This window comes from Reinekea sp. (assembly GCF_046710285.1).
Taxonomy (GTDB): domain Bacteria; phylum Pseudomonadota; class Gammaproteobacteria; order Pseudomonadales; family Natronospirillaceae; genus Reinekea.
Window position 1 is genome coordinate 79,567 of sequence record NZ_JBKEGY010000014.1, and the last position, 22,981, is coordinate 102,547.

A 22,981-nucleotide genomic window follows, 5' to 3' on the forward strand; every position below is an offset into this window, starting at 1 on the left:
TACTAAACATGATATCGGTACCGAACAAACTAACGGAAGATTGGAAATCAGTTGACTGGGTGTTAACAGACGTAGATGACACTCTAACTTGGAATGGCAAATTGCCTCCTGAGAGCCTCATTGCTTTAAATGATTTACAGCAGGCTGGAATTAAAGTTGTCGCTGTAACCGGCGCCTGTGCGGGCTGGTGTGATCATATTGCTCAGCTATGGCCGGTTGATGCCGTACTCGGTGAGAATGGCGCCTTCATTCTAGAGAAAAAAGATGGCTACCTCACTCTTCAAGCAAATTTACCACTTGATAGTTTAAAACAACAGCAAGACAAGCTTAAACTAGAAGTGTTGGAAATATTAGAAGACTACCCTGATCTGAAATTAACACTTGATCAATCGTATCGCCTTTGTGAAGTTTCTATTGATATTGGTCAGAATCGCCCAAAAGTAAATGACGATATTGTTGACGAAATAACCAACAAGATACAAGAGTTAGGCGCTCACGCCACAGCCAGCTCAATACATATAAATGCTTGGTACGGAGAGCACTCCAAAAAGGCAACCTCCTTGCGCTACCTTAAAGAGAATGGGCTTACAGATGCAGAAATTGTAACTCGTTGCTGTTACGTTGGTGATTCGTTGAATGATCAATATATGTTTGCAACATTGCCTAAAAGCGTCGGTGTCGCCAACATTGCACATTACTGGGAAAAACTAAGCACTCCTCCCCCGTTTGTTATGTCCAAACCCGGCGGTTATGGTTTTTCAGAGTTTGCGAAACAATTGTTACAAATTAAAGGTCGCAATTAAAAAATATTATTTTGTGGTAGTATTGGAACTTTTTTTCTCTTTAACAGAGTTTATTAAAGAGTAATTCCTGTAATTCAAGCGTTTATATATTTCAATCGGAGAGAATAAATGGTCCATTTTCGACTACTCGATAAATTTCATTTTGAAATTGAATCAAAAATTAGTCGGCAAAGTTCAGATTCAAACCTGCAAATATATTTTTTCTTGCCAGATCAATTAGGTGTTAACTCGTATACCTATTCAAAAGACATGTTCTACCAAAGCATGGTAACAGAACAAGGTTATTTTTATGGTAATCCAAACTTAACCAAATCGCACTTGCAGCTTGTTAAATTAGGCCGCATACCAACTGATAACAAAGACAATCATCAAGCCTACTGGAAACAAGTAAGTTTGCTTAGCGTACAGTGGCGCAAGGCCATAAAAGCAACATTTCGAGATATTAAAAAAAATGAAGATATCACCCTACTTAATGACAGCTTTCAATTAATTCAAGACCTATTTAAATCGTTACGTGAAATTGAACCAAAAAAGGAACATGCTCGATTTTTTCGTACATTCCAGTTTTTAGATAGCCACTTAAGCTGGTATTTACAACAAAAACTATTGTTGCTATCGACGGAACTTAAAAAATCTGAAACGCTGACTAAAGACGACTGGCATGACCGTTTATTCGAACTTCTCAACTTTGAGAAAGCATATTACAAATCTAGAAGCTTTCGCGAATATGAGCCAACAGAAGAAGGTGCAGATAAGCTGCTTTGGCGTATGAAGCAAGTACAACGCTACTTAGACCTCCCCATTCTACTTAACACCAGTAGAAAACCTGTTGGCATAATAACTGAGCAAATGGTCTTTGGTCTTGCGGCGGCTGCATCTATGTCATTTGCTACTGGCATCGCCTTTTATATGCAAAAGCAATATGGAAATTTTAGTACGACATTTTTTTATGCCCTAGTTGTTTCCTATATTTTGAAAGACCGGCTAAAAGACCTCAGTCGAAATTTTATTTACGGTGTATTAAGCAGAAAGTTTTATACATTTAGCTATGCGGTACGCACTAAAGACAACAACACACGTATCGCGATGATTAGAGATACGTGCGAGTTCCTTAAAAAAGACACAATTCCAGAAAATATACGGGAAATTAGAGAAAAGAACATGCTCACCAGCCGTAAGGCAGATGAACCGCATGTATTTGTATATAAAAAGTCATTCAAGCTTTCGTCGTCTTCTTTTACCTCTGAACATGACAAAATGTACGACAATATCAAAATAAACTTATCTCGAATGATTCGTAACTTCCCAGACGAACGTAAAGATATTTATTTTTATGAAGATGGGAAAACCAAAAAACTAGTGGGCCGGCAACGCTTCTCTATCAACGTTTGTATACGCTTTTCATCAAGTACGAATGACATATTAAAGTATTATCGATTGCTGATTAACAAGAAAGGTGTTTATCGAGTTGAAGAAATCAAGTAAGCGGTATAAGAATTAGAATGCCTCATCATCGCTAAATACACTCACTGTAAGGTCACCATCCATTGTTTCGGTAACTACAAAATTAATCGGTTTACAGCAAACCTGGCAATCTTCAATATATTGTTGCCCTGCATCAACAGGGTCAATTAGAACCTCCAGTGTTTCACCACAATATGGGCACTCTATCGTTTTTTCGGATAATTGGTTCAAAACATGATCCTTGACTAAATATTTAACAAGCTAGATTCATAATCAAAAAGGCATGGGCTCAATTCTTTCAATTTCATAATCAAACAACTGAAACTCATTGTCGAGTGAAACCAGTATCCCATCACCACCTGAACTCATATCTTTAGGCCCAATATAAATTTGATAACCCGTTTCTAGTTTAGTAATGGTTACGGTGCTGTATCTTATATCAATATTTTCGCTAACCAATCCGTTAGGTAGGCTATATATCCACCCTATTGAGTCTATGTGCTCTTTAAAATCATACAGCTCTATATCCATTCCAATTCCTTATAAAACTGTTTTGCTCTCACCGCTAATGATCTGCTTAATCAGCATCACTGCTGTATAAATTGATAACTCGTTCATGATTTCTAATTTTTAAACGCTTATCAATTATTTTTTTAAATTTAGACGGAACCCCGGGGGAGTCTAGTGCTAACTTGTCCATCATACTTTTAAATTCAATCAGCTTTTCTGACATTTCTTCGCTTGTGACAGGAGGAATGGTTTTTAAAAGTTCAAGATCACGTCTTAATGCTCCATACAGAGCCCCCGTATTCTTATGGTTTGCAGTTTTTTCGGCGTAATTTAGAAAAGTTTGCAGGGCTGCTAATGTCGCAGCGGTGACGCTCAACATACCTAGCAATATTCTTACACTTTCCGAATTAGCTGAGGACTCCCAATAACTGAAAACGGCTGTACCCACAATGGTTGAAAACACCATAGATAAACAGCCAAATGTAATATGTCTTTTGCTTAATTTACTGGCATATTCATAATGTACCATCTGACTTTCTCTACAGCGTCTAAACCAGTCTTTCACTAACGAATCAATCTCATCTGTATAGGTTGTCATGATATTTTCTCCGATGCCTATAAATTAAGTAAAGTGGCTAACTTAGCTTGAGCACTATTTACTTATTTTGATTACTTACTATTTGGAGCTAGTCATCTAGCTAGAACTTTCTTAAGCGTATCGACAAAGTAATCAATTTCTTCATCCGTATTAAAATAATGGACAGAAGCCCTGACGACCTCTTTAATTCCCCTATCCTGAAACGAGACTAAACTACCCGAACCTTTAGAGGTGGATATGTTAATTTTCAAAGCAGATAATGCTTGTTTGATCGCCGCAGGGTTCAATTGTTCTGCCGTAAAAGTAATGATGCCGCACTTCTCAATGCCTTCATCAGTTGAATGAATGCCGTCTATTGTTGATAACTTGGCTCTGAAATGATCAGCAAGTGAATATACCCTTTGCTGTATTTCATGTAAGCCCCAGGACATTGCATAATCAATCGCGACTCCCAATGCAAATTTACCAGCGCAGTACTGCTCCCAGTTTTCAAAGCGCTTACTGTCTGGGCGAATTAAAAACTCAGAGGGGGATATTAATTCAGCAGCATGTTGGTCAAGCATTGGTGGTTCTAAATGCGGTAACAGAGAGCTTCTAACATACAATAAGCCAGTTCCCCGTGGGCCTCTTAGGAATTTTCTACCCGTAATACAAAGTATATCGCAACCAATGTCCTCAACATCAATCGGCATTTGCCCTACACTCTGACAAGAATCTAAGATGTAAGGTATTCCAGCGGCATTAGCGACCTTCCCTACTGCTTTAGCAGGGTTAACAAGGCCTCCCCCTGTAGGAATATGGGTGATCGAAATAAGCTTTACTTTATCATCAATCAAATTAGACAAAGCATTAACGTCTATTTGACCAAATTCATCATTCGGTACAAATACAATTTCAACACCAAAGCGTTTAGCTTGCTGAAGGTAAGCAACAACATTGCTGCCGTATTCAGCGAAGGTAGTTAATATTTTGTCACCCGGGTTAAACTTAAATGAATAGAAAGCCATATCCCATGCACGCGTAGCATTTTCAACAAAAGCAATTTCATCTGGCGAACAATTCAGCAGCTTAGCAGCAGATTTATAAATACCATTTAACGACTCTTTGTATAACGCTTCCGTTTCATAGCCACCTATTCGCTCTTCTTTATTTAGGTATTCATGCAGAGCCCTACTGACCGGCGTAGGCATTAACGATGCACCCGCATTATTGAAATGGATAAGGTCCTTGCAAGCTAACGTTTCTTGTCTAGCACGCTTAATATCGTAAGTACTATTCATAGCTATTGGGTGCTCTGTTAGGGTTTGACTATTACGCTTACAACATTAACGAGTTTACGGGCTCAAAGCCCGCATGTGAACCTAGTTTTTGGCGGCCTTGAACATAATTTGTTCTATAAAAAATACTCAAAGCGTAAAAAATTACATTTAGAGGCATCGATGGGCTTGGTAGTTATATTTTCTCTACGATTGAGTACAAGCGCCTGCTATTAATTTTTCGAAGGAACGCAAAAAATCCTGACAATCAAATGATTTCAGAATAAAACGTTATAAAACAAGGAGTTAGAAATGGTGCGGGTGGCCGGACTTGAACCGGCACGACCGTTAAGTCGCAAGATTTTAAGAAAAACGCGCTCTTCTTTGACATTCTTTTACAAACTTTTATTTTCTTTTAAAATCAATAGGTTAATTACCATATTACTCATATTGACTTGTACACTTATTGCCCTTCTATTCCATTTTTGGACATAATCTGCCTACTATACGCCTACTATGGGAAATCGCAGGATTTTTTACCTCATTTGATTTTGGCAAAAATAGGCCTGCCTACTATAGATTGGGATAGATCAAAACGAATCGCTTTTGGCCTATATCAAACCAAAAATGAGTTTAACGCTCTTAAGCAGGTTTATTTAGACTCAAAAGAATGTACGTCGATGTAATCCTGAATTAATAAAGGATGCCTACTATAAGCCGGTCGACGAAATCGAAAGATATTTTCAGGGCGATTCGATCACAAAATGGCAGGCTGCCTACTATGAGGAAAACTAGGCAATTATGGATAAACTGACTAAAACCTTTGTAGACCGGATATCTCCGCCATCAACTAAGCCGGACGGTAGCGCTACACAGACATTTTATCGGGACTCAGCCCTACTCGGCTTTGGGCTTCGAGTGGGTTCTGGTGGCACAAAAACCTTTTTTGTCGAAAAACGCGTCAATGGTCGAAATATTCGTTCGACTATCGGCAAGTATGGCCAACTAACCCCAGAACAAGCCCGTCGCGAAGCAACTCGACGTTTGGGTGAAATGTCGACGGGTGCAGAACCCAATCTAGAAAAGCGTCAACGGCAATTAAAACAAATTACACTGAAAGAAGTGTTTGCCGATTTCCTAAATACCCGTAAAGACCTTAAGCCAGGAACGGTCAAAACTTACGAGATTCTATTCAAAGGCAGTATTTCAGATTGGATGAATAAACGCATGATCGATATAACGAAGGATATGATCGAAAAGCGTCATCGTGAAATCGGTCAAAAAACACCCGCTCAAGCCAATAATGTCATGCGCACGCTTAGAGCCATTTTTAACTATGCCATTGAGGTTTACGAAGATCCAAACGGCAACCCGATCATTAGCCAGAACCCGATTGATCGACTCTCTCGCTCGAAAGCTTGGTATCACGTTGGCCGAAGACAATCGATCCTTAAGCCCCATCAAATCAAGGCTTGGTGGCAAGCCACTTTAGAACTGAATACAGAAGTTACTCGCGATTACCTTCAATTCTTATTGTTTACCGGTCTTAGAAAAATGGAAGCCGCGACCTTATCGTGGGACAACGTCGATTTTCAGGATGATACGTTTCTAATACCCGATACAAAAAACAAGCTACCGCACGTTTTACCAATCACCCCTATGACTAAGGAAATTTTGTTGAGGCGGCAAACTCAATCTACAACAAACTGGGTATTTCGGGGCAAACGTCCAGAAGACCACATAAAGGAACCTAGAACCGCAGTAAAAGTAGTTGGTGAGAAAAGTGGAGTGCCCTTTTCACTTCACGATCTACGCCGTACTTTTATCACTACCGCTGAAGGCCTAGATATACCGGCTTATGCATTAAAAAAGCTGTTGAATCACAAAGATCCCAATGATGTAACGCAGGGGTACATTATTAACGATGCTGGGAGATTACGAATCCCAATGAAACGAATTGAACAAGCACTAATAACGGTAATACATCATGACTCAACTTTATAACCCAAAATTATTTTCTCAAATTACGGATGATATTCACACTTCATTAAAACTAGGGAATGAGGCTCTAGTCTGCCAAAAAGCCTTAATTGATTGGATTGATCGACCAAGCGAAATGAACTGCCTTTTAAAAGACTTGGTGAAATATTTACTTGATCAATTCTACCCAACCGAAAAGTTCGGTATTCAGGACTTTATAAATAAGCCAGATCTGTTAATGCCAACTCTATTAACCGGTTTTTACTTAGTTGAGAATACAGAAACCGACCTTTCAAAGGTGACACAACTACCGATTGATTTGGTTACAATGTATGGTGCTTTGCTGTATCTGTATTTAAGTCAGGCCAATGCATTACAAACCAATCAGGGCGACTACACAGATTATAAAACGGCAATGATGTTTTTATGTACAGTCATTTGGTATGAAAACAATGAAATAACCACGCTTTATTCCAAGTCACTCCGTAGCAAAAGAGTGGCAGCAGCAAATCAAAAGAATGCAGCATCTAATGAATTTAAAGAAGAGTTCATCCGATGGTATCTTGAAAATGAAGATAAAGGAGTGTTTACCAGTCGAAATCAAGCAGCAGGCAAATTTATGAAACTCAAAAGTATCGAACATCCCCGTTTACCAGTCAGTACGCCGGCTACTCTGTTGAATGCACTGAGGAAATATTTGCAAAATAAAAATTAATTTCAGTTTGAAGCATGAGAATAGCGATAATACCATTCTACTTTTTCCCTTTGGTTTGCCATCTCTTTGCACTCAAATTCGCTGTATGTTAACAGAAGATCTTTTAGATTTTTGACGTTACGATCAATCATAAGTTCATCGAGCAATTTAGAATTTAACTGGCGAAGCGCTCTTCCAGCTAAACTCAAAGGAACCCAATTGTCTAACTCTATACTTCCTAATGAGAGCTCAGCCAAATGTACGAGCGGTTCATTAAATAGCGCCGACTTAATAAATGTATCGAGCATACGTTTGTCTTGAAAAAAAGACTTCCAGCTAGAAGTTACAATATCAATGTATTCACTCAATTCTCTATTTACTTTATCGATTCGCGTAAATTGCTCATCCAGCATGCTCAGTAGCGATTTAGTATTTCCTGATAGCTCTATTAACTCAGGAATAAAGTGATGAACAAGCCCATTGCGTTCGTCCACCAACGTTTTCATGTCTCTTATTAAAGCGGGTCGTTTCTCTTGCAATTCAGACGAATCACCAACCGAAATAGTAAAAAAGAACTCGGCGGGTTCGTCTTTACTTTCAAACCTATCAATAAACGAATTAACAAGCATACCCAATGTGCTCATTTGAATTTGTCCTGCTTTATCAAAAACGGCCAAAGTTTCCATACTTTTACCATGTAAGCATAGTGAGTAGCGCCCTAAATATGTTTTTAGGTTGCGTTCCATCATTTGAAATCGCAACACATTACGACCGTATCTAGCCTCAATCTCGTGGTCTATCTCTAGTTTTGCCAAATCCAACCCCCTCTATGGCTTAAAAAGTGTCAGCTACAAAGTTACTTCTGCACTGCAGACGCAATAGTTCAGCACTGCAGAAGTAACGATTTTATTAGAATAACACGGCAAAGTTTATCCATCGAAAATTTATGAGGACGTTACAGATGAATACACAATTGCTAACCACCAAACAAGCAGCCGAATACCTTGGGCTTAGTGCAGCCTTTCTCGAAAAAGATCGCTGGGCAGGCGCCAAAGTACCATTCGTTAAACTGGGTAGCCGTTCAATACGATACCGCATAGCAGATTTAGAAACATACATAGAAAGCCGTGTATTTTTATCAACTTCTCAATACAAGGGGGCTTGATATGTGTACCAAGCGACAAAAACAAAAACTTTTGAGCCAACCTATCACCAAATCTAATTCCTTTTGGGTTGGGGTTATGTACGTGATATTGCTGGGGTTTACTGTCACAAACACAATCTGTTCAATCATTTTGCTCTTCGTACCCTTGGTTTCTTCAGGGGTACAGGGTTTAGAGGCTAGTACCTCGTACATCTATTTTTTGCAATTACTTCCTCATAATCCCTTGGTTTAAAGTATGAATAATTCAGAACTAAAAGATTTCCACAACCGGCAAGAGCCGGTTTTTTTGGTTTCGGGTTTACGAGGGCAAAGCCCCGAGGAAGCCCATAGGCTAGTCAAGGCGCCGAAACCTGCGACACGGCTACCAGCCCCAGATTTAGCCGCTCTGGAACTAGAACAAAAGAAATTAGAATCCATTTTTCAACGTCACTTCGTTTCGGTTGGTGGTATTGAAAATCAAACCAAAATGCTAACTGAAGCGCAGAATGCTCGCGCGGTATACGAAGCGAGCAAACCAAGTCCACTAGAAAAAGCTTTTCTGGAACAAGAACGAGCAGATGCACAATTCTACAAAAACCATGCTTCTAATTTCGGATCTGTGAAAGAACCAATTGGTGAGCCACTAACCGAATACGAAATTCAAAACAGAGTTAAGACTAACGATAGCTTTCAATGCACCCAAACTGAAAATCATATGGGCGCTGGGCGCTATGCAATTATCGAGAACCGTTGGTGGTCGGATGAGTTTCGTATAAGAACACAAGCAGACAAACTATCTTCAATGCCAACACCAGAAAACACTGGTGACCGAGTGACTAAAACGCTTTCATTGCGTGGCGCTCGTACTATTTCAGATTCATGTGAATTCATGGCGGCACAACACGGTGGCTATACGACATTCCTCACCCTCACCTTTTCAGATGACGCGCGAGCAAGGGTTGCCGCTGGAGAAGTCACTATTCAGAAAGAAGTAAAGCGCTTCTTTGATGGTCTTAACCAAGTTTTTAAACGCGGTTTTCAGTACGTAAACGATAAAGGTATCAAGGTCGAAGTAGAACCTTTCCACGGAGCCCCAAAAAACTGGAAAGACGACAATGACCAACACATGCCCCTCCCCTATTGTTGGGTAGTAGAAATTCCAAAAAACGAAAACGGTGATGACAACCCACACCTTCATGTGCTCTTGGGTTGGCGTGTTGCTTTCCGTCATTTTGATGCATGGTCTAAACGAGTAGAAAGCTTATGGGGTCAAGGTTTTGCACACCTTGAGAAAATAAAAGAAGCTGAACATGCCGGTGCATATCTGGCAAAGGCAGCAGGTTACCTCAGCAAAGCCCAAGGAGCCGAAGATCAAGGAGAAGTACATGGAAATCGATATTGGATCAGCAAACCAAGTCGAGCTGATGGCTGGGAGTGTATAGGTAAACACCAAGCTGGCGAAATGGGCGGTCTAATCCGTGACGTTTATCGATTTATGCAATTCAAATATGGCTACGTTTTTCAAAAGCGAGCGGTATTCAGCAACAAATTGGCAGCGATACGTAAAGCAGAAAAGAACGGTAATGTTATTCCTACCGGCAGAAAGAAAGCAATTGGTAATGCGCTGACTAAATGTCGCTCATTCATAAAAGAGCTACCAGCACGAGCAACAAAGTACAGCTTAATTATTAAAGGTGAACACAATTTAGGTACCTTTCTAAATTGGTCTGCGCGTCCATATGACAAAAACGTTGCGCCTATGAGATTACATAATGATGGTGAACTGAAAGCCTTTTGGCTCCCTGTTACCTTTGGGAAACGACGCGGCTGGCAATGCGAAGATGCTCCCGAGACCGCTTACTACAAAAACCTTAAACAAGAGCGGGCTTACCATAAACGGGTAAGAAATCGCCCTAATAATCTGTTTGATATGAATATCGGCGGAATCAAATCCATTCTGAAAAGCGAAACAAAACAATCAGCTTATGCTGAAGCACTTGCCAGCAGCTAGAAACTGGTGAAAATTTTTAATTGAAATAGGAAGAAAGATTATGGCAAAAGTAAACAGAGGTGTAATTGGAACAATGCACTGTGTCTTCTGCGGTGGATTACGAACTGTTCACGAAACAGCAAAAGGACCACGTAAAGGTTATTTGTATACCCGTTGCATAAGCTGCACTGAGACTCGATTTAAGTGCATTCAAAAAGCAGACCCTCAGTCTCAGGCAGATATACGAAACCAGACTGACTTTAGAGATAGTTTTGAACTGGATAATGGCCCTGCTAAACCATTAATAAACGAGCCCAAACCTCAAGAAACCCTAAATACCCCAAAAACCTCAGTGAATTCAAGAGGTTCAAGCAAGTCAGCACCCCAAAATGAAACCCCAATACGGTCAGGGTCTCGACCTATTAGGTCGGGGTTGATAATTGTCACTGGATTTATTGGAACCTTATTATTGATTACTGGGGCTATAATGAAATGAATAAAATTGCATGGGAACCGCGACTAGGTTATCGACTGCATCAAAGGTGGCTATCTCTTCGCCACCCTTGAAATAATGGCAATATGTGTAAAAACTAATAAGAAATACAGTGAATTCTGTGTTTCCAAATTAATTTTGACCATATATAAATATGATAAGTACGGTTCTTGGTTAGTTAACTTTTACAATTGCCCGGCATTTAGGGAAAGTGGAACAACCCCAAAACTGATCCCCTGCATTAGAACCTTTTTTAGCAACTTTTAGTAACATTTCTGAGCCGCATTTAGGGCATAAACTCTCACTCAAATCACTCTCCTTTGCTTCTACAATAGCTTTAACATGAGCGGTATGCCTAATATTTGTTTTTAAACCCCGTTGAAGTCTACCCGATTCAATTTTTTCTATTACCTCTAGAACTTCTTGATGAGAAAGCCGCTCATCCTTTAGAGACTTAATGTACCGTATACAACCCCCTGCATAAGTTACATTTTTAGGTACTTTGGTTTTAAAAGTACTATCACCAATAAAAACAATTACAGAAAATATAGACTCCGGATCTATACCTAAACAATCCTCTAAGGTTTTAGTATGTTTGTAGTTTTGGTGCAATGGGTTTTGAAACTTGTAAGACCGCTTAAATATTTTTTGTGTCCATTGCTTTTGATTTTGTGAGCCGAATATCCAACCTTTCATGTTCTTTGTTTCAACGACAAAAATTCCATACGTTGATACAACTATATGGTCAATTTGCGTGGTACCATCCGCCGTTGGAATAGTTGCATTTTTTATCAGATGATATTTTTCTTTTGAAAGGAATAGCTTTAGTAATAGATTGACTTTAAATTCACCTACAACACCTTTAAACCAAGAGCTTTTCAATATTCCAGCCAATACAAAAATCGGCAGTAAATACCATAGTGAGCCAATAAATTGGTCAATTATTGGTGAGTAATCCATAACCTAATGTTACCTTTTTCACTAATTGTTTTAAAATACTTCAGGCGCTTTGCATCGACAGCAATATTTGACTTATTACATACCGTTTTCTTGATTGTCTTTGAATGTTTTTCCATGCTCATCAAGCCATCTAATTGGCCCGGGAGATTGAGCGCCTAATATTGTTGACGAAGCCGCACTAGGAGAAGAAAAAAGAACATCCTCTAGAAATACACCAATCTCTCCTGTTGTATCAACTAACCCTTCGTCCATCAACTTCGCTCTAAGTTTTTTCCAACCTTCTGCGATTGAGTCAGTTTCCTCGAGAGAAAATTGGCTGCCAGACCGAACTAAATAGCCCTCGGAAACTTCAACCATAGTTGCTTCCAGCCTGTTGCTCTTTAAACTATATAACGTTCCAGCTTCTGATTTCGATTTAGTTTCCTGGCTTGCCACAGAGCTTATTAGTGACCTAACCCCTGCGACGGGAAGAACTAATGTAATCTGATCGATAAAATACTCCATATCCGAAATATCTGCTTCAGACAACTTTGAAAGTGTTGGTTGATTTGAGTTTAAAACTTCAGAGCTTTTTGCTTCTTTTGCAATCGTTACGAGTCTCGATTCAAGGTACTTTATGTGTGCCTTTGTAAGCATATCGTCTTTCGAGAAAAAGCAGATAAAAGAATCAAAATCTTTTTCGCCTGATAAATGCTGTTTGATCCTTACTCCCAATGATTCAGCCTCACCTATATAGATTGCATCGTCATAATCTGAAGACCCCGCTGTAGAACGAAGTATATAAATACCAGCGTTTTCAAATTCTTCTCGAAGAAGTATCGTTTTAGCATTAGAGCGCGGACATGAAATCGCTTTACCAGACCAATTTCCAATCTCATAGGTTTTAGCGCCTTCAGGTACTCCATCAACCATATAAATTGTGATTTTTTTACCCACACTTAATCCTCGTATATATTTAGCAGCGAATGAAACTACGAATCGCTAATTATTAGAAGTTTTAATGCTTTCTCCCTTGTAAATAACTTGTTTGCTATTTATGAATATTAGAGGTCGTAATTTTTTACCATATTTAAGTCGGTTGTTTTCCATCACCTTTAGAATACCCTTTTAGGTCAATTAATTTTCTGAAAAAATTAAAAATCTAGGAATACTGGAAAAAAGTACGGAAAAACAATCACCATTTAGGATTCGCTATAAGTTGGAAGGTGCCGGCCAAAATACCCGATACAAATAGTGTGTGTACTATAATTTGGTAATATATGCATTCTCTTATAGTTTTCAAAATTTTTAACATGTAACTCAAAAACCTCAAGACCTGATTCAGGATGTAAGAACTCCCTTTTACGCGCAAACTTTTTTTTCGTCATAGTCATTGTGCTTTCACCGGAAATAGTCAGACCGGCAGTTGAAATGAGATCGATATTAGAATTAGCATGTTCAATTGCAGAATCAAGTTTCGACAGCACATTTAATACTTGAGAGGATTCCGATGGAGTATTTATATAATTCTGAAAGTCCCTTAGAACTGATTCACAAAATACCAATCGAGGAAAATCAACATTCCCGGAAACGTTTAGTTTAGAAAGAAAGTCAATTTCAGACCTTTTGGAGCTAGAGAATTCAGAAATCACATGACCTAAACCAACTAAATCAAAAACATTCCTCGCTTCTATTGTTAAATCACTTTCGCTAACCTTGGTTACTAGAATTGTGTCTTTCTTCCACATTTCACTACTAGAAAAACTTACACCAACAGAGCCTGATTCTGCTGCTAACCCTAACCCCTTTGTCTCTATATCTTGATTCTCACCTAAACAATATATGGATTCAGATTCAATAGCTGCTAGATTTTTGTCCACAGACAAAATACTTGGGCATTTACAGTCTCTAAGTACAGCTTTTACTACCTGTCGAAGTTCGTTATTCTCCATATGTGCAAGCCATTCGCCCAAGGAAAAACCAAGAGAAAACTCTAACTCACTCCATTTTTCATCTTCAGATGAATAGAACGCATTATTCGTTTTGTGTATTTTTGAAATCATTCTAAAAAATACTGGTAGTAATTTATGGCAGTCAGTTACAGTGTTAAATGGTAATGATGCCTCATTTAAAATAAATGCATGCCCCACTTATAAATCGCCATCAAGTAGACTATCTAAACTTTTTTCCCACTGATCAAAAAAGAAATCAGGCCAATGATCAATTCTCCCTAACTTATCAATTCTGATTTCCTGAATATTAACTCCTGAGTCTCTGGATTTTGGTCGTCCTAAAAAATAAACACAAACATCTTCAGGTTTTATATGCTGCTTCCTGACAGCAATTCTGACTCCATTTAGGAAATGATCACTGTGAGTTTCGACAATTATTTGTACTCCAGCACTGGAAGCAAGGGCAACAAGGTTTGCTAATGCAGCTTGTCCCGCTGGATGTAGGTGAGACTCTGGGTTTTCCACAATAATCAGGTCACCTACTTTTGAGCTCAATATGGCAGTCAGAACCGGAAGGACATAAGTGAGTCCGAAACCAGTATTCTGGGGTCGAATTTGAGGGGTTAACCCATTGTCTTCTTCAAACTGGTAATGAAGACTGGCTTGGTTTATTTCGGGAATTAACTTTGCAACAACACGAGCCCCAGGAGAAATATTCGACATCCAAGCATTTACATTATCTATTAAGCTCTTGCTCTTAGATTCTGGATGAACCAAGCTCGTAACTTCAATTAAAATATCACCATGTTCAGCAAGGAAATGCGCGGTATACTCTCCACTTTTTCCAAGGGAACGCCTCTGATTTACTGCAAAATCAGATACTTCATAAGAACTTTTAGGGGATATTCTGTCAGCAGATAGATATTGAAATGATTCGGTGAACAACGACTCTAAATAAACATTTTTAGAATCTAATTGATCTCCAAATACTATCGATTTCTTAGGCAATAAATCTGAACGTTCACGATATTCAAATATACCCTCAAACCTAGATTCCTCCCACTCCACATTTATTTCGATTTCGTCCAGTTCACTATTACTATACAAAACATCACGACCTACACCTAAATTTGAATATTCACCAGTAAGTGAAAGGCCTTCAGCTTCTAAAATATGCTTTTCTTTTGATTGGCGCAAAAGAAGTAGGGATTGAAGAACTGAGGATTTCCCCACTCCATTTAGACCGCTAAATAGTGTTAATGGTTCTACATTAAATTCAGCATATCCTATCGATTTAAAATTCCTTAATAAAATAAACTCAATCATATAAATCCTTATAGGTACCAATCAACGATTTTTTGAAACTCTTTAAACCTAAGTAATACTCTGTCCGTATTAGAAGTTGAACGGCTAATTGAATCGTTAAAATTTTGATCCAACAATAATTCTCTAAAATCTGAAACAAATGACTCTGTATTTTCATATAGAGTATCAATATGATCATCCCTTATATTCGAAAAAACTACAGAAATACAATCAAACAAAGGCTTATTGACTACCTTTTTATGATCTGGCTCGATCAGAGATTTTTTGAATGCGTGATCACCAAATAGATGCAACGCAAGCTCTAGAGACTTTAAGAGCTCAGTTTTATAAAAATTACGTTCGTCTTCGGTAATTTTTCCTAGTTTATTCATCGTCAAGTCGAGAAAATTAGGGAGTGAAGATTTATACTCATTTGGACCATATATTTTAAAAGCCATATGCCGTAGAGCTAGCTCTTCATGGGACATTCGATTGTTCTTGTTGCCTACTACCTGTGAAAATATCTCGGTATTCACAATTCCACTTAAAAACTTACTTGCAGCCCCTTTATTTACAGACTGACTCAATGCGTGTCTCATTTCTTGAGGTTTAAGCTTTAGTCCACCTGTATTAATTCGATTAAAGAGAGAGTATTTAAGTAAAAGAGGAGTACCTGGTTTTATGAGGTATACGGAAGTTTGAAACTCATCTATGCGCCGCGTAAGTGGACGAGGTAGATCGTCATAGTAGCATCCCTCATATTCCTTCAAAAACTCAAGTTTTGTAAGAGGAAGCTTCTTCTCGATAACGAAATTTTTAATCGCCGTGAGGCGCTGAAGACCATCAACAACCTGCCACTTCTCATCAGATATAGCATCGAAATAAAATGCTGGAATCGGTAGCCGTATGAGCAGTGATTCAATCAGTCTACTTTGTGCCTGCTTACTCCATAAATCTTTAGATCTTTGAAAGTCAGGAAAAAGATCTATTTCGCCATGTTCAAGCCTCTTTATCAATGCTCCCATGTTTGGAGTATTAATGCTTACATCTACTTTCCTAGGATCAAAAGGTTTTTCCTGAGTAAATTCATGACTTTCCTCATTGTCAGATTCTAGCTCAAAGCCATCATCTCCAATTTCCAGAATATGGGAAGAAATGTGTGTCATCACGCAGCCTGCCTTTAAAGTTAACCCAATGATATAGCTAAATTGCCCTACTCTTCCATATTTGTTTATCTTAATTACGGATCAGCACTCTAATATATAATCGATAAGCTTAAATAGGAGTATAACCATCGCATGCAGAAGGTTTGATAGTACTAGATAGACGCAAAGTGGGCTTGTGAGTCTATTAAGTGGCATGTGGTAATTTGTCGAAGGTGTCCCTACAAATTACAAATATTTTTAATACCTAATATTTTTCACAGCCTGCCTACTATATGCCTACTATGGCTTTTCGACGCAACGCAAAAAAATCCTGAGAATCAAATGATTTCAGAATAAAACGTTATAAAACAAGGGGTTAGAAATGGTGCGGGTGGCCGGACTTGAACCGGCACGACCGTTAAGTCGCAAGATTTTAAGTCTTGTGTGTCTACCGATTCCACCACACCCGCTAAAAGACTCGGACGTCTCCGTCCTTTACTGCTGTACATCTACTCTAATTAGCCACTGAGTAAGTAGTGGAGGCGCGGGTCGGAATTGAACCGGCGTACACGGAGTTGCAGTCCGCTGCATGACCCCTCTGCCACCGCGCCTAATTGCATAGTTTTAACAGCTTGCCGCTGATGTTTCTTGTCGTGCTAAATAAGTGCGCAACCACTCATTTCTTAAAATTTGGAGCGGGAAAGGAGGCTCGAACTCCCGACCCCAACCTTGGCAAGGTTGTGCTCTACCACTGAGCTATTCCCGCTAATCGTTGTTGGCTGTATGCCTTTCAACGGGGACGCATTTTAAACATCCCCAACTTGTTGTCAAACATTATTTTATAACTTTATGATTTTTAAGGTCTTTTTTGTAAAAATCAGTCAAAAAATAATCAATCTCACCAATATTTAGCCTATTTTAATAAATTGGGCTAAAAGTTTAAGTGATCTTACTGCGGCTTTAAATCGGACCAAGCGGCTCTTAGATACACAATCATCGACCACAAGGTTAATGCGGCAGCAACTTGTAAGGCAACTAAGCCAACATTCGATACAAAGTTTTCAGTGCCTGGTGCTTGGGCCAGCAAGACGATAATTGACACCATTTGCATGGTGGTTTTTAGCTTACCGAGCATATTGACGGCAACGCTTGCACGTTTACCTGCTTCTGCCATCCATTCACGTAAAGCTGAGATAACAATTTCACGACCAATAATAATAACCGCGGGTATTGTCATAAATGGGCTGGCGTGGGCTTCAACCAATACGACTAAGGCGGCGGCCACGATGAGCTTATCTGCCACTGGGTCTAAAAAGGCACCAAAGGGCGTCATTTGCCCTAGCTTTCTGGCCAAATAGCCATCGAACCAATCGGTTACGGCTGCCACAATAAAGAGAATTGATGTTACCAAGTAGACCCATTGAAAAGGCAAGTAATAAACAACAACAATGACCGGTATGAGTATTAGCCGGAACATTGTTAATAAATTTGGAATATTCATAACTATCCTTGAATTTTAATGCGGGCATTATAACGACTTTCATCACAAATGGGGCATTTGGCTCAATTAGTGTGTAAAAAAGTATAAATCTCTTGTGCTAAGGCGGTTGAAATCCCCTGTACTTTCGCTATTTCGTCAACACTGGCTGACTTAACGGCCTGTGCACTGCCAAAGTGGCGAATAAGCGCCCTTCTTCGGGTACTACCGATCTTTGGAATGTCATCGAGTACCGAGCCCAGTCTTTGCTTGCCGCGGCGCGCTCTATGTCCAGTAATGGCAAAACGGTGCGCCTCATCGCGTATATGTTGAATAAGATGCAATGCTTGCGAGTGGTTCGGTAAGGTGATGGTTTGATCTGGCGTTTCAAAAAACAACGTTTCTAGCCCTGGTTTGCGAGTTTCACCTTTGGCTACGCCCAATAATGGGATGGCGACTCCAAGCTCTATCATCACTTCTCGCGCCATACTCATTTGGCCTTTCCCGCCATCTACAATGAGTAAATCGGGCAATTTTGTGTCTTCTTTTTGCAATCTTGAATAACGCCGGTGAATGGCCTGCTGCATTGCGGCGTAATCATCCCCTGGGGTGACCCCTTCAATATTAAACTTACGATACATACTCTTGTTGGGGCCGTCCCTATCATAAACCACACAGGAGGCCGTGGTCGCCTCACCACTGGAGTGTGAGATATCGAAACACTCTATGCGCTCTGGAATTTGTTCTAGCTCTAGGGCTTCTTGCAGGGCTTCTAGGCGCTGAGTCACTTGCTTACCGTGAGACATTCGCAAGCTAAGCTGCTCGGTGGCGTTGGTTTTAGCCAACTCTAACCATTTGGCGTTGGTCGAACGCACGGCATGGCTAATAGAGACATTGTGGTTGAATTGCTCTTTAAGCGCCCGTTCTAACCAGCCTACTTCGTGAATGGGCACGTTAGAAAATATTTGTGTTGGGCAATCGGTATTGGCTCGGGCTAAATAATACTGAGCTAAAAAGCCAGTCATAATCAAGCTTTCGTCTTCTTCAATACCGGGCTTTGGAAAGAAGCTGCGGCTGCCAATCATTCGGCCATCACGCACCATTAAGAAATGAATACAAACACCTGATGCTTCTTTGACCACAGCAAATACATCAACATTGCCTTTGCCACCAGATACAAACTGCTGCTCTTGTACTTTCCGTAAAAACAGAAGCTGATCGCGTAGGTCAGCGGCTCGCTCGTATTCATATTTTTCGGCGGCGGCGTCCATGTCGGCTTCGATAGATTTCACTAGCTCTTGGCTTTTGCCCTGTAAAAAGGCTCGGGTTTTATTCAGGTCTTCTTGATATTCTTCTGCGTCGACCAACCCTACACAGGGTGCTTTGCAGCGCTTAATTTGGTATTGCAAACAAGGTTTTTGGCGATTGCTAAATACACTGTCTTCGCACTGTCGAATACGAAATGCCTTTTGTAGCAGTAAAAGACTCTCTCTTACCGCGTGCGCACTAGGAAACGGACCAAAAAACTCATCTTTATCACCTTTTGAACCACGATGAATATATAAGCCTGGCGATTCATGCGACGTGGACAGCTTTAAATAGGGGTAGGACTTGTCATCCATCAACAAAATATTATAAGGCGGACGGTGTTTTTTAATCAGTGTTTGTTCTAACAGCAGAGCTTCAGTCTCGCTGTGCGTTACGGTAATTTCAATCGAATCAATATGTGAAACAAGCGCAACTGTTTTGTTGGTGAGCCCACGTGAACGGAAATAACTCGACACTCGGTTTTTTAGGTTTTTGGCTTTCCCGACATAGAGTAGATTTTTGTCGGCATCGAACATTCTATACACGCCTGGGCGTACAGTGAGGTTGCGAAGAAAAGATTTTGCGTCGAAGCCGCTGTCCTTAGCTTCAGGGGTTGTTTCAGACATAGTTGATGCGTTTACACCATTTCTTGAGGTTCTAGTAGTCCATGACGAATGGCCAAATGGGTGAGCTCTACATCGCTCGATAAGCCTAGTTTTTCAAAAACTCGATAACGATAAGTATTCACCGTTTTCGGGCTTAAACAAAGTTTATCGGAAATTTCTTGAACTTTTTTGCAAGAGCATATTAATGTCGCTATTTGCATTTCACGGTCTGACAATTCGTTAAACGGGTTGTCTGAAGCACCTAAACTGTTAAGCGCTAGTTTTTGCGCTATCGCTGCGGTTAAGTATTTTTGACCGGCCATGACCGTTTTAATCGCTTTGACCATTTCTTCTGCAGAAGCACCTTTAGTTAGGTATCCAGAAGCTCCTGCCTGCAATAGCCTTGACGGGAATGGATCATCATCACAGGCGGTAACGGCGATCACTTTAATATCGGGCAATATGCGTACTATTTTACGGGTCGCTTCTATGCCATCAACACCGGGCATCCGAACATCCATCAAAATAACATCCGGTTCATGCTTTTTGGCTAGTGCAATGGCTTCTTCGCCGCTGCTGCCCTCGCCGACCACGCGTAAACCTTCTACATCAGACAGGAGTTTAACTAAGCCTAATCGGACTAGGTCGTGATCATCTACAACAATGATTTCTACCAATTCATGCATCTCCTCAAGGAACCCAAGCCATAATACGTTGGCTTGGGCTCTGTTTAAAGCAATTTCGCCACCCTACACTTTATAGGTGTGTTTCAGCATAAGCAGCTAAGCGGCTTCGAGCGACACCTTGCAGGGTTATTGAGCCAGCATGCGCAAACCCTTTAAAGCGCTCACTCATATAGGTTAAACCGCTACTGGTCGGCCCTAAATAAGGTGTGTCTATTTGTGCCAGGTTACCCAAACAAATAACTTTAGTACCCTCACCTGCGCGAGTTACAATGGTTTTCACCTGATGGGGTGTTAAGTTTTGTGCTTCGTCGACGATCAAAAAGGTATGCTGAAAACTACGTCCACGGACGAAATTCAAACTTTTAAACTGTATCGGTGCTTTGGCGCCTATGTAGTCTTCACTGCTAGCTGGGTCAAAGTCTTCAGCATGCAATACTTCAAGGTTATCGGTAAACGCACCTAGCCAAGGCTGCATTTTTTCTGCTTCGGTACCGGGTAAGAAGCCGATATCTTCGTCGAGCCCTCGGGTGCTGCGCGTAGCCAGGATACGCTTGTAGTTATTCTTTTCAACGGTGAGTTCTAAGGCGCAAGCTAAGGCTAAGATAGTTTTACCACTGCCTGCTGCGCCGTTTAAACAGACTAGGTCAACATTGGGGTCGAGCAATAAGTGCATAGCCATCGCTTGATGAATATCACGTGGCACTAGTCCCCATGCTTTTTGGCGCATCATACTGCCATGATTAAGTAACTCTATGGCTATATTTTCACCGTCATCTTGATAAGTTCTACAGACAAAGTCGTTATCGTCATAAATAAACTGATTTAAAAAAACTTGCCCATCAACGACCTGTTGCAGTACATCTCTGCTCATAACATGATATTTATCGCCACTTGGATTTTGCGCTGCGATGGCTTCAGCTTTTTCCCAAAAACTGCCGTCAACATGGTGGTAGCCTTTGGTAAGCGATTGAAGATCAGTGATGAGTTGATCATTGTGGTAGTCTTCAGATTGCAAACCACAACCACGCGCCTTGAGGCGCATGTTGATATCTTTGGTGACCAAGACGACTTCTGCGTCTAAGGTGGTTTTTTGCAATTCGAGTAAGTCGTTGATTATTTTATTATCGTTAGAATGTTCCGACAAGCTGTGCTCAACGGTCGTTTGACGCGGCATTAGAATTGATATGCTGCCTAACGTAGAGCCATCTGGGCGCTCTATCGCGACTCCCGCCATCACTTCTTGTACTGACGCCTGACCAAGCACACCATCTAGTGTGCGCACGGCTTGGCGAGCATCGGCGGCTACAGAGGTTGGGCCAACCTTTAGTTTGTCGAGTTCTTCCAAAACCACCATCGGTATTTTCACCCGATGCTCTTCGAACTTAAATATCGCACTTGGATCATGTATCACGACGTTGGTGTCTAATACATATACGCGTAAATCTGAATCGTAATCTTGTGTCATTGATTGCAACCTTAGACTCAATTGTCGACTAATTTAGTTCGCTGATTGTTAGTTTAAATTCCCTTTAAAAAAGTAACAGTTATATACACTTAACGTAGCCCTATTTCGCCTGATCGGCCAGCCATTTTTTCAATGCTTGAGAAAATTCAGCCGCATTTTGATACCGATCAACCAAGTCTTTATTTAATGCCTTATTAACAATTCGCACTAAAGAAACCGGCACATCTTTATTTATAGATCGTGGACTTGCTTGCTTCCCTTGGGTAATGGCGTAGGCCAACGTTGGCAAGGTATCACCTGCAAAGGGTAGCTGCTGTGTAAGTGCTTGATAAAGCGTTACCCCTAAGCTAAATACGTCGGTTTGGCCGGTTAATTTATCACCACGAATTTGTTCGGGCGACATATATGAAGGACTGCCTAAAACTATTCCCGTTTGAGTTTGTTGCGCGCCCGCTATTCGGGCAACACCAAAATCGGTTAATTTTAATTGCATGGTTTTACTATCAATTATCATATTCGCTGGTTTAACGTCTCGATGTATGACTTCGTGGTCATGCGCATAGCTTAATGCATCTGCAGCTTGTGCGATCCAATGAACATTTTGCGTAATGTCGATACTGGGCGATTGATTAATGTGAGTAGAAAGTGGTTCGCCGACCAATAAATCCATGGCGATGTAGGCGACGTCATGCTCTTCGCCAACATCATATACAGTCACAATATTAGGGTGATTTAACTTACCTGCGGCTTGGGCCTCACGGAAAAACCGTTGTTTGACTGAGTCCATTTCATCAAAGCCTAAGCTCTTTAAATGAACTACTTTTAATGCGACATTGCGATTAATTTTTGGATCAATAGCTTCGTAAACAATACCCATGGCACCGCGGCCTATTTCTCGGGTAATGTTATAGCGACCAAGAGATAAGTTATTAATGTGCCCTACGGGTAGCTCACTACGCGTTTGTCCAATGACCATGGTTTTAGAGCCATCTATAACATCATTAAGCTGTTTTAGACCTTTTTTAGCTTCTGAGCAGTTGGGGTCAAAATCCAGTAATTCTTGGTAACACAATTGAGCTTTATCTAACTGACGATTTCGTTGATAGCCATTAGCGACATCTAGCCATAACGGCGCATAGGCTAAGGTTGTTTTTTGCTCCAGCAAGA

Annotated in this window: 21 protein-coding genes and 3 tRNA genes; 6 read left to right on the top strand and 18 right to left on the bottom strand. The window is 40.4% G+C overall.

Annotation, left to right across the window (positions count from 1 at the left end):
* Nucleotides 1-8 precede the first annotated feature (8 nt).
* Both ACI882_RS11235 and ACI882_RS11240 read left to right on the top strand, forming a co-directional pair.
* Nucleotides 9-803 carry an HAD-IIB family hydrolase gene (locus tag ACI882_RS11235; RefSeq protein ID WP_411746875.1) on the top strand — a complete coding sequence of 265 codons (795 nt, stop codon included), beginning with the start codon at nt 9-11 and terminating at the stop codon, nt 801-803.
* A gap of 108 nt (nt 804-911) precedes the next feature.
* On the top strand, nt 912-2,288 hold the full coding sequence (locus ACI882_RS11240; protein ID WP_411746876.1) for a hypothetical protein: 1,377 nt from the start codon (nt 912-914) through the stop codon (nt 2,286-2,288).
* Nucleotides 2,289-2,300: 12 nt separating this feature from the next.
* Here ACI882_RS11240 and ACI882_RS11245 read toward each other — a convergent pair whose 3' ends face one another.
* From ACI882_RS11245 to ACI882_RS11260, 4 genes are all read right to left on the bottom strand, one after another.
* Nucleotides 2,301-2,498 carry a CPXCG motif-containing cysteine-rich protein gene (locus tag ACI882_RS11245; RefSeq protein ID WP_411746877.1) on the bottom strand — a complete coding sequence of 66 codons (198 nt, stop codon included), beginning with the start codon at nt 2,496-2,498 and terminating at the stop codon, nt 2,301-2,303.
* 42 nt (nt 2,499-2,540) lie between these two features.
* Nucleotides 2,541-2,798 carry a hypothetical protein gene (locus tag ACI882_RS11250; protein ID WP_411746878.1) on the bottom strand — a complete coding sequence of 86 codons (258 nt, stop codon included), beginning with the start codon at nt 2,796-2,798 and terminating at the stop codon, nt 2,541-2,543.
* Between the two features lie 46 nt (nt 2,799-2,844).
* Entirely contained in the window at nt 2,845-3,375 is a 531-nt protein-coding gene (locus ACI882_RS11255; RefSeq protein ID WP_411748485.1) for an SLATT domain-containing protein, read from the bottom strand.
* A gap of 92 nt (nt 3,376-3,467) precedes the next feature.
* Entirely contained in the window at nt 3,468-4,655 is a 1,188-nt protein-coding gene (locus ACI882_RS11260; protein ID WP_411746880.1) for an aminotransferase class V-fold PLP-dependent enzyme, read from the bottom strand.
* Between the two features lie 777 nt (nt 4,656-5,432).
* Here ACI882_RS11260 and ACI882_RS11265 point away from each other — a divergent pair.
* The gene (locus ACI882_RS11265; protein ID WP_411746881.1) at nt 5,433-6,635 is read left to right on the top strand and encodes a tyrosine-type recombinase/integrase; all 1,203 of its coding nucleotides are present in this window, start codon (nt 5,433-5,435) and stop codon (nt 6,633-6,635) included.
* Nucleotides 6,619-7,326, top strand: a complete 708-nt coding sequence (locus ACI882_RS11270; protein WP_411746882.1) for a hypothetical protein — start codon at nt 6,619-6,621, stop codon at nt 7,324-7,326. Before ACI882_RS11265 ends, ACI882_RS11270 begins: the two co-directional genes overlap by 17 nt.
* A 2-nt stretch (nt 7,327-7,328) precedes the next feature.
* On the opposite strand, the gene ACI882_RS11275 is transcribed toward ACI882_RS11270, so the two are convergent.
* Complete coding sequence (locus ACI882_RS11275; protein WP_411748486.1) at nt 7,329-8,120, bottom strand: hypothetical protein; 792 nt, start codon at nt 8,118-8,120, stop codon at nt 7,329-7,331.
* Nucleotides 8,121-8,266: 146 nt separating this feature from the next.
* On the opposite strand from ACI882_RS11275, the gene ACI882_RS11280 reads away from it, so the two are divergent.
* A complete protein-coding gene (locus tag ACI882_RS11280) occupies nt 8,267-8,470 on the top strand; it encodes a helix-turn-helix transcriptional regulator (protein WP_411748487.1) in 204 nt (67 codons plus the stop codon).
* A 235-nt stretch (nt 8,471-8,705) separates the two neighbouring features.
* Complete coding sequence (locus ACI882_RS11285) at nt 8,706-10,460, top strand: hypothetical protein (protein ID WP_411748488.1); 1,755 nt, start codon at nt 8,706-8,708, stop codon at nt 10,458-10,460.
* Nucleotides 10,461-11,106: 646 nt separating this feature from the next.
* Here the strand turns inward: ACI882_RS11285 and ACI882_RS11290 are convergent.
* From ACI882_RS11290 to ACI882_RS11350, 13 genes are all read right to left on the bottom strand, one after another.
* A complete protein-coding gene (locus tag ACI882_RS11290; protein ID WP_411748489.1) occupies nt 11,107-11,892 on the bottom strand; it encodes an NERD domain-containing protein in 786 nt (261 codons plus the stop codon).
* Between the two features lie 75 nt (nt 11,893-11,967).
* Complete coding sequence (locus tag ACI882_RS11295) at nt 11,968-12,828, bottom strand: GIY-YIG nuclease family protein (protein WP_411748490.1); 861 nt, start codon at nt 12,826-12,828, stop codon at nt 11,968-11,970.
* A 245-nt stretch (nt 12,829-13,073) separates the two neighbouring features.
* Nucleotides 13,074-14,021: a hypothetical protein gene (locus ACI882_RS11300; RefSeq protein ID WP_411748491.1), complete on the bottom strand. Its 948-nt coding sequence runs from the start codon at nt 14,019-14,021 to the stop codon at nt 13,074-13,076.
* Entirely contained in the window at nt 14,022-15,149 is a 1,128-nt protein-coding gene (locus ACI882_RS11305; protein WP_411748492.1) for an AAA family ATPase, read from the bottom strand.
* A gap of 8 nt (nt 15,150-15,157) precedes the next feature.
* Nucleotides 15,158-16,294 carry a DUF262 domain-containing protein gene (locus ACI882_RS11310; protein WP_411748494.1) on the bottom strand — a complete coding sequence of 379 codons (1,137 nt, stop codon included), beginning with the start codon at nt 16,292-16,294 and terminating at the stop codon, nt 15,158-15,160.
* A gap of 362 nt (nt 16,295-16,656) precedes the next feature.
* Nucleotides 16,657-16,743: transfer RNA gene (locus tag ACI882_RS11315), tRNA-Leu, on the bottom strand.
* Between the two features lie 67 nt (nt 16,744-16,810).
* Nucleotides 16,811-16,884: transfer RNA gene (locus ACI882_RS11320), tRNA-Cys, on the bottom strand.
* 80 nt (nt 16,885-16,964) lie between these two features.
* Nucleotides 16,965-17,039: transfer RNA gene (locus tag ACI882_RS11325), tRNA-Gly, on the bottom strand.
* Between the two features lie 183 nt (nt 17,040-17,222).
* On the bottom strand, nt 17,223-17,774 hold the full coding sequence (pgsA, locus tag ACI882_RS11330) for a CDP-diacylglycerol--glycerol-3-phosphate 3-phosphatidyltransferase (protein WP_411745261.1): 552 nt from the start codon (nt 17,772-17,774) through the stop codon (nt 17,223-17,225).
* Between the two features lie 62 nt (nt 17,775-17,836).
* Nucleotides 17,837-19,684 (bottom strand): excinuclease ABC subunit UvrC, encoded by a 1,848-nt coding sequence (gene uvrC / locus ACI882_RS11335; protein WP_411745262.1) that lies wholly within the window; start codon nt 19,682-19,684, stop codon nt 17,837-17,839.
* An 11-nt stretch (nt 19,685-19,695) separates the two neighbouring features.
* Nucleotides 19,696-20,340 carry a UvrY/SirA/GacA family response regulator transcription factor gene (gene uvrY / locus ACI882_RS11340; RefSeq protein WP_411745263.1) on the bottom strand — a complete coding sequence of 215 codons (645 nt, stop codon included), beginning with the start codon at nt 20,338-20,340 and terminating at the stop codon, nt 19,696-19,698.
* Between the two features lie 79 nt (nt 20,341-20,419).
* The gene (locus ACI882_RS11345) at nt 20,420-21,814 is read right to left on the bottom strand and encodes a PhoH family protein (RefSeq protein ID WP_411745264.1); all 1,395 of its coding nucleotides are present in this window, start codon (nt 21,812-21,814) and stop codon (nt 20,420-20,422) included.
* Between the two features lie 100 nt (nt 21,815-21,914).
* The coding region (locus ACI882_RS11350) for a serine/threonine protein kinase (protein WP_411748493.1) at nt 21,915-22,981 on the bottom strand (1,067 nt) is incomplete at its 5' end.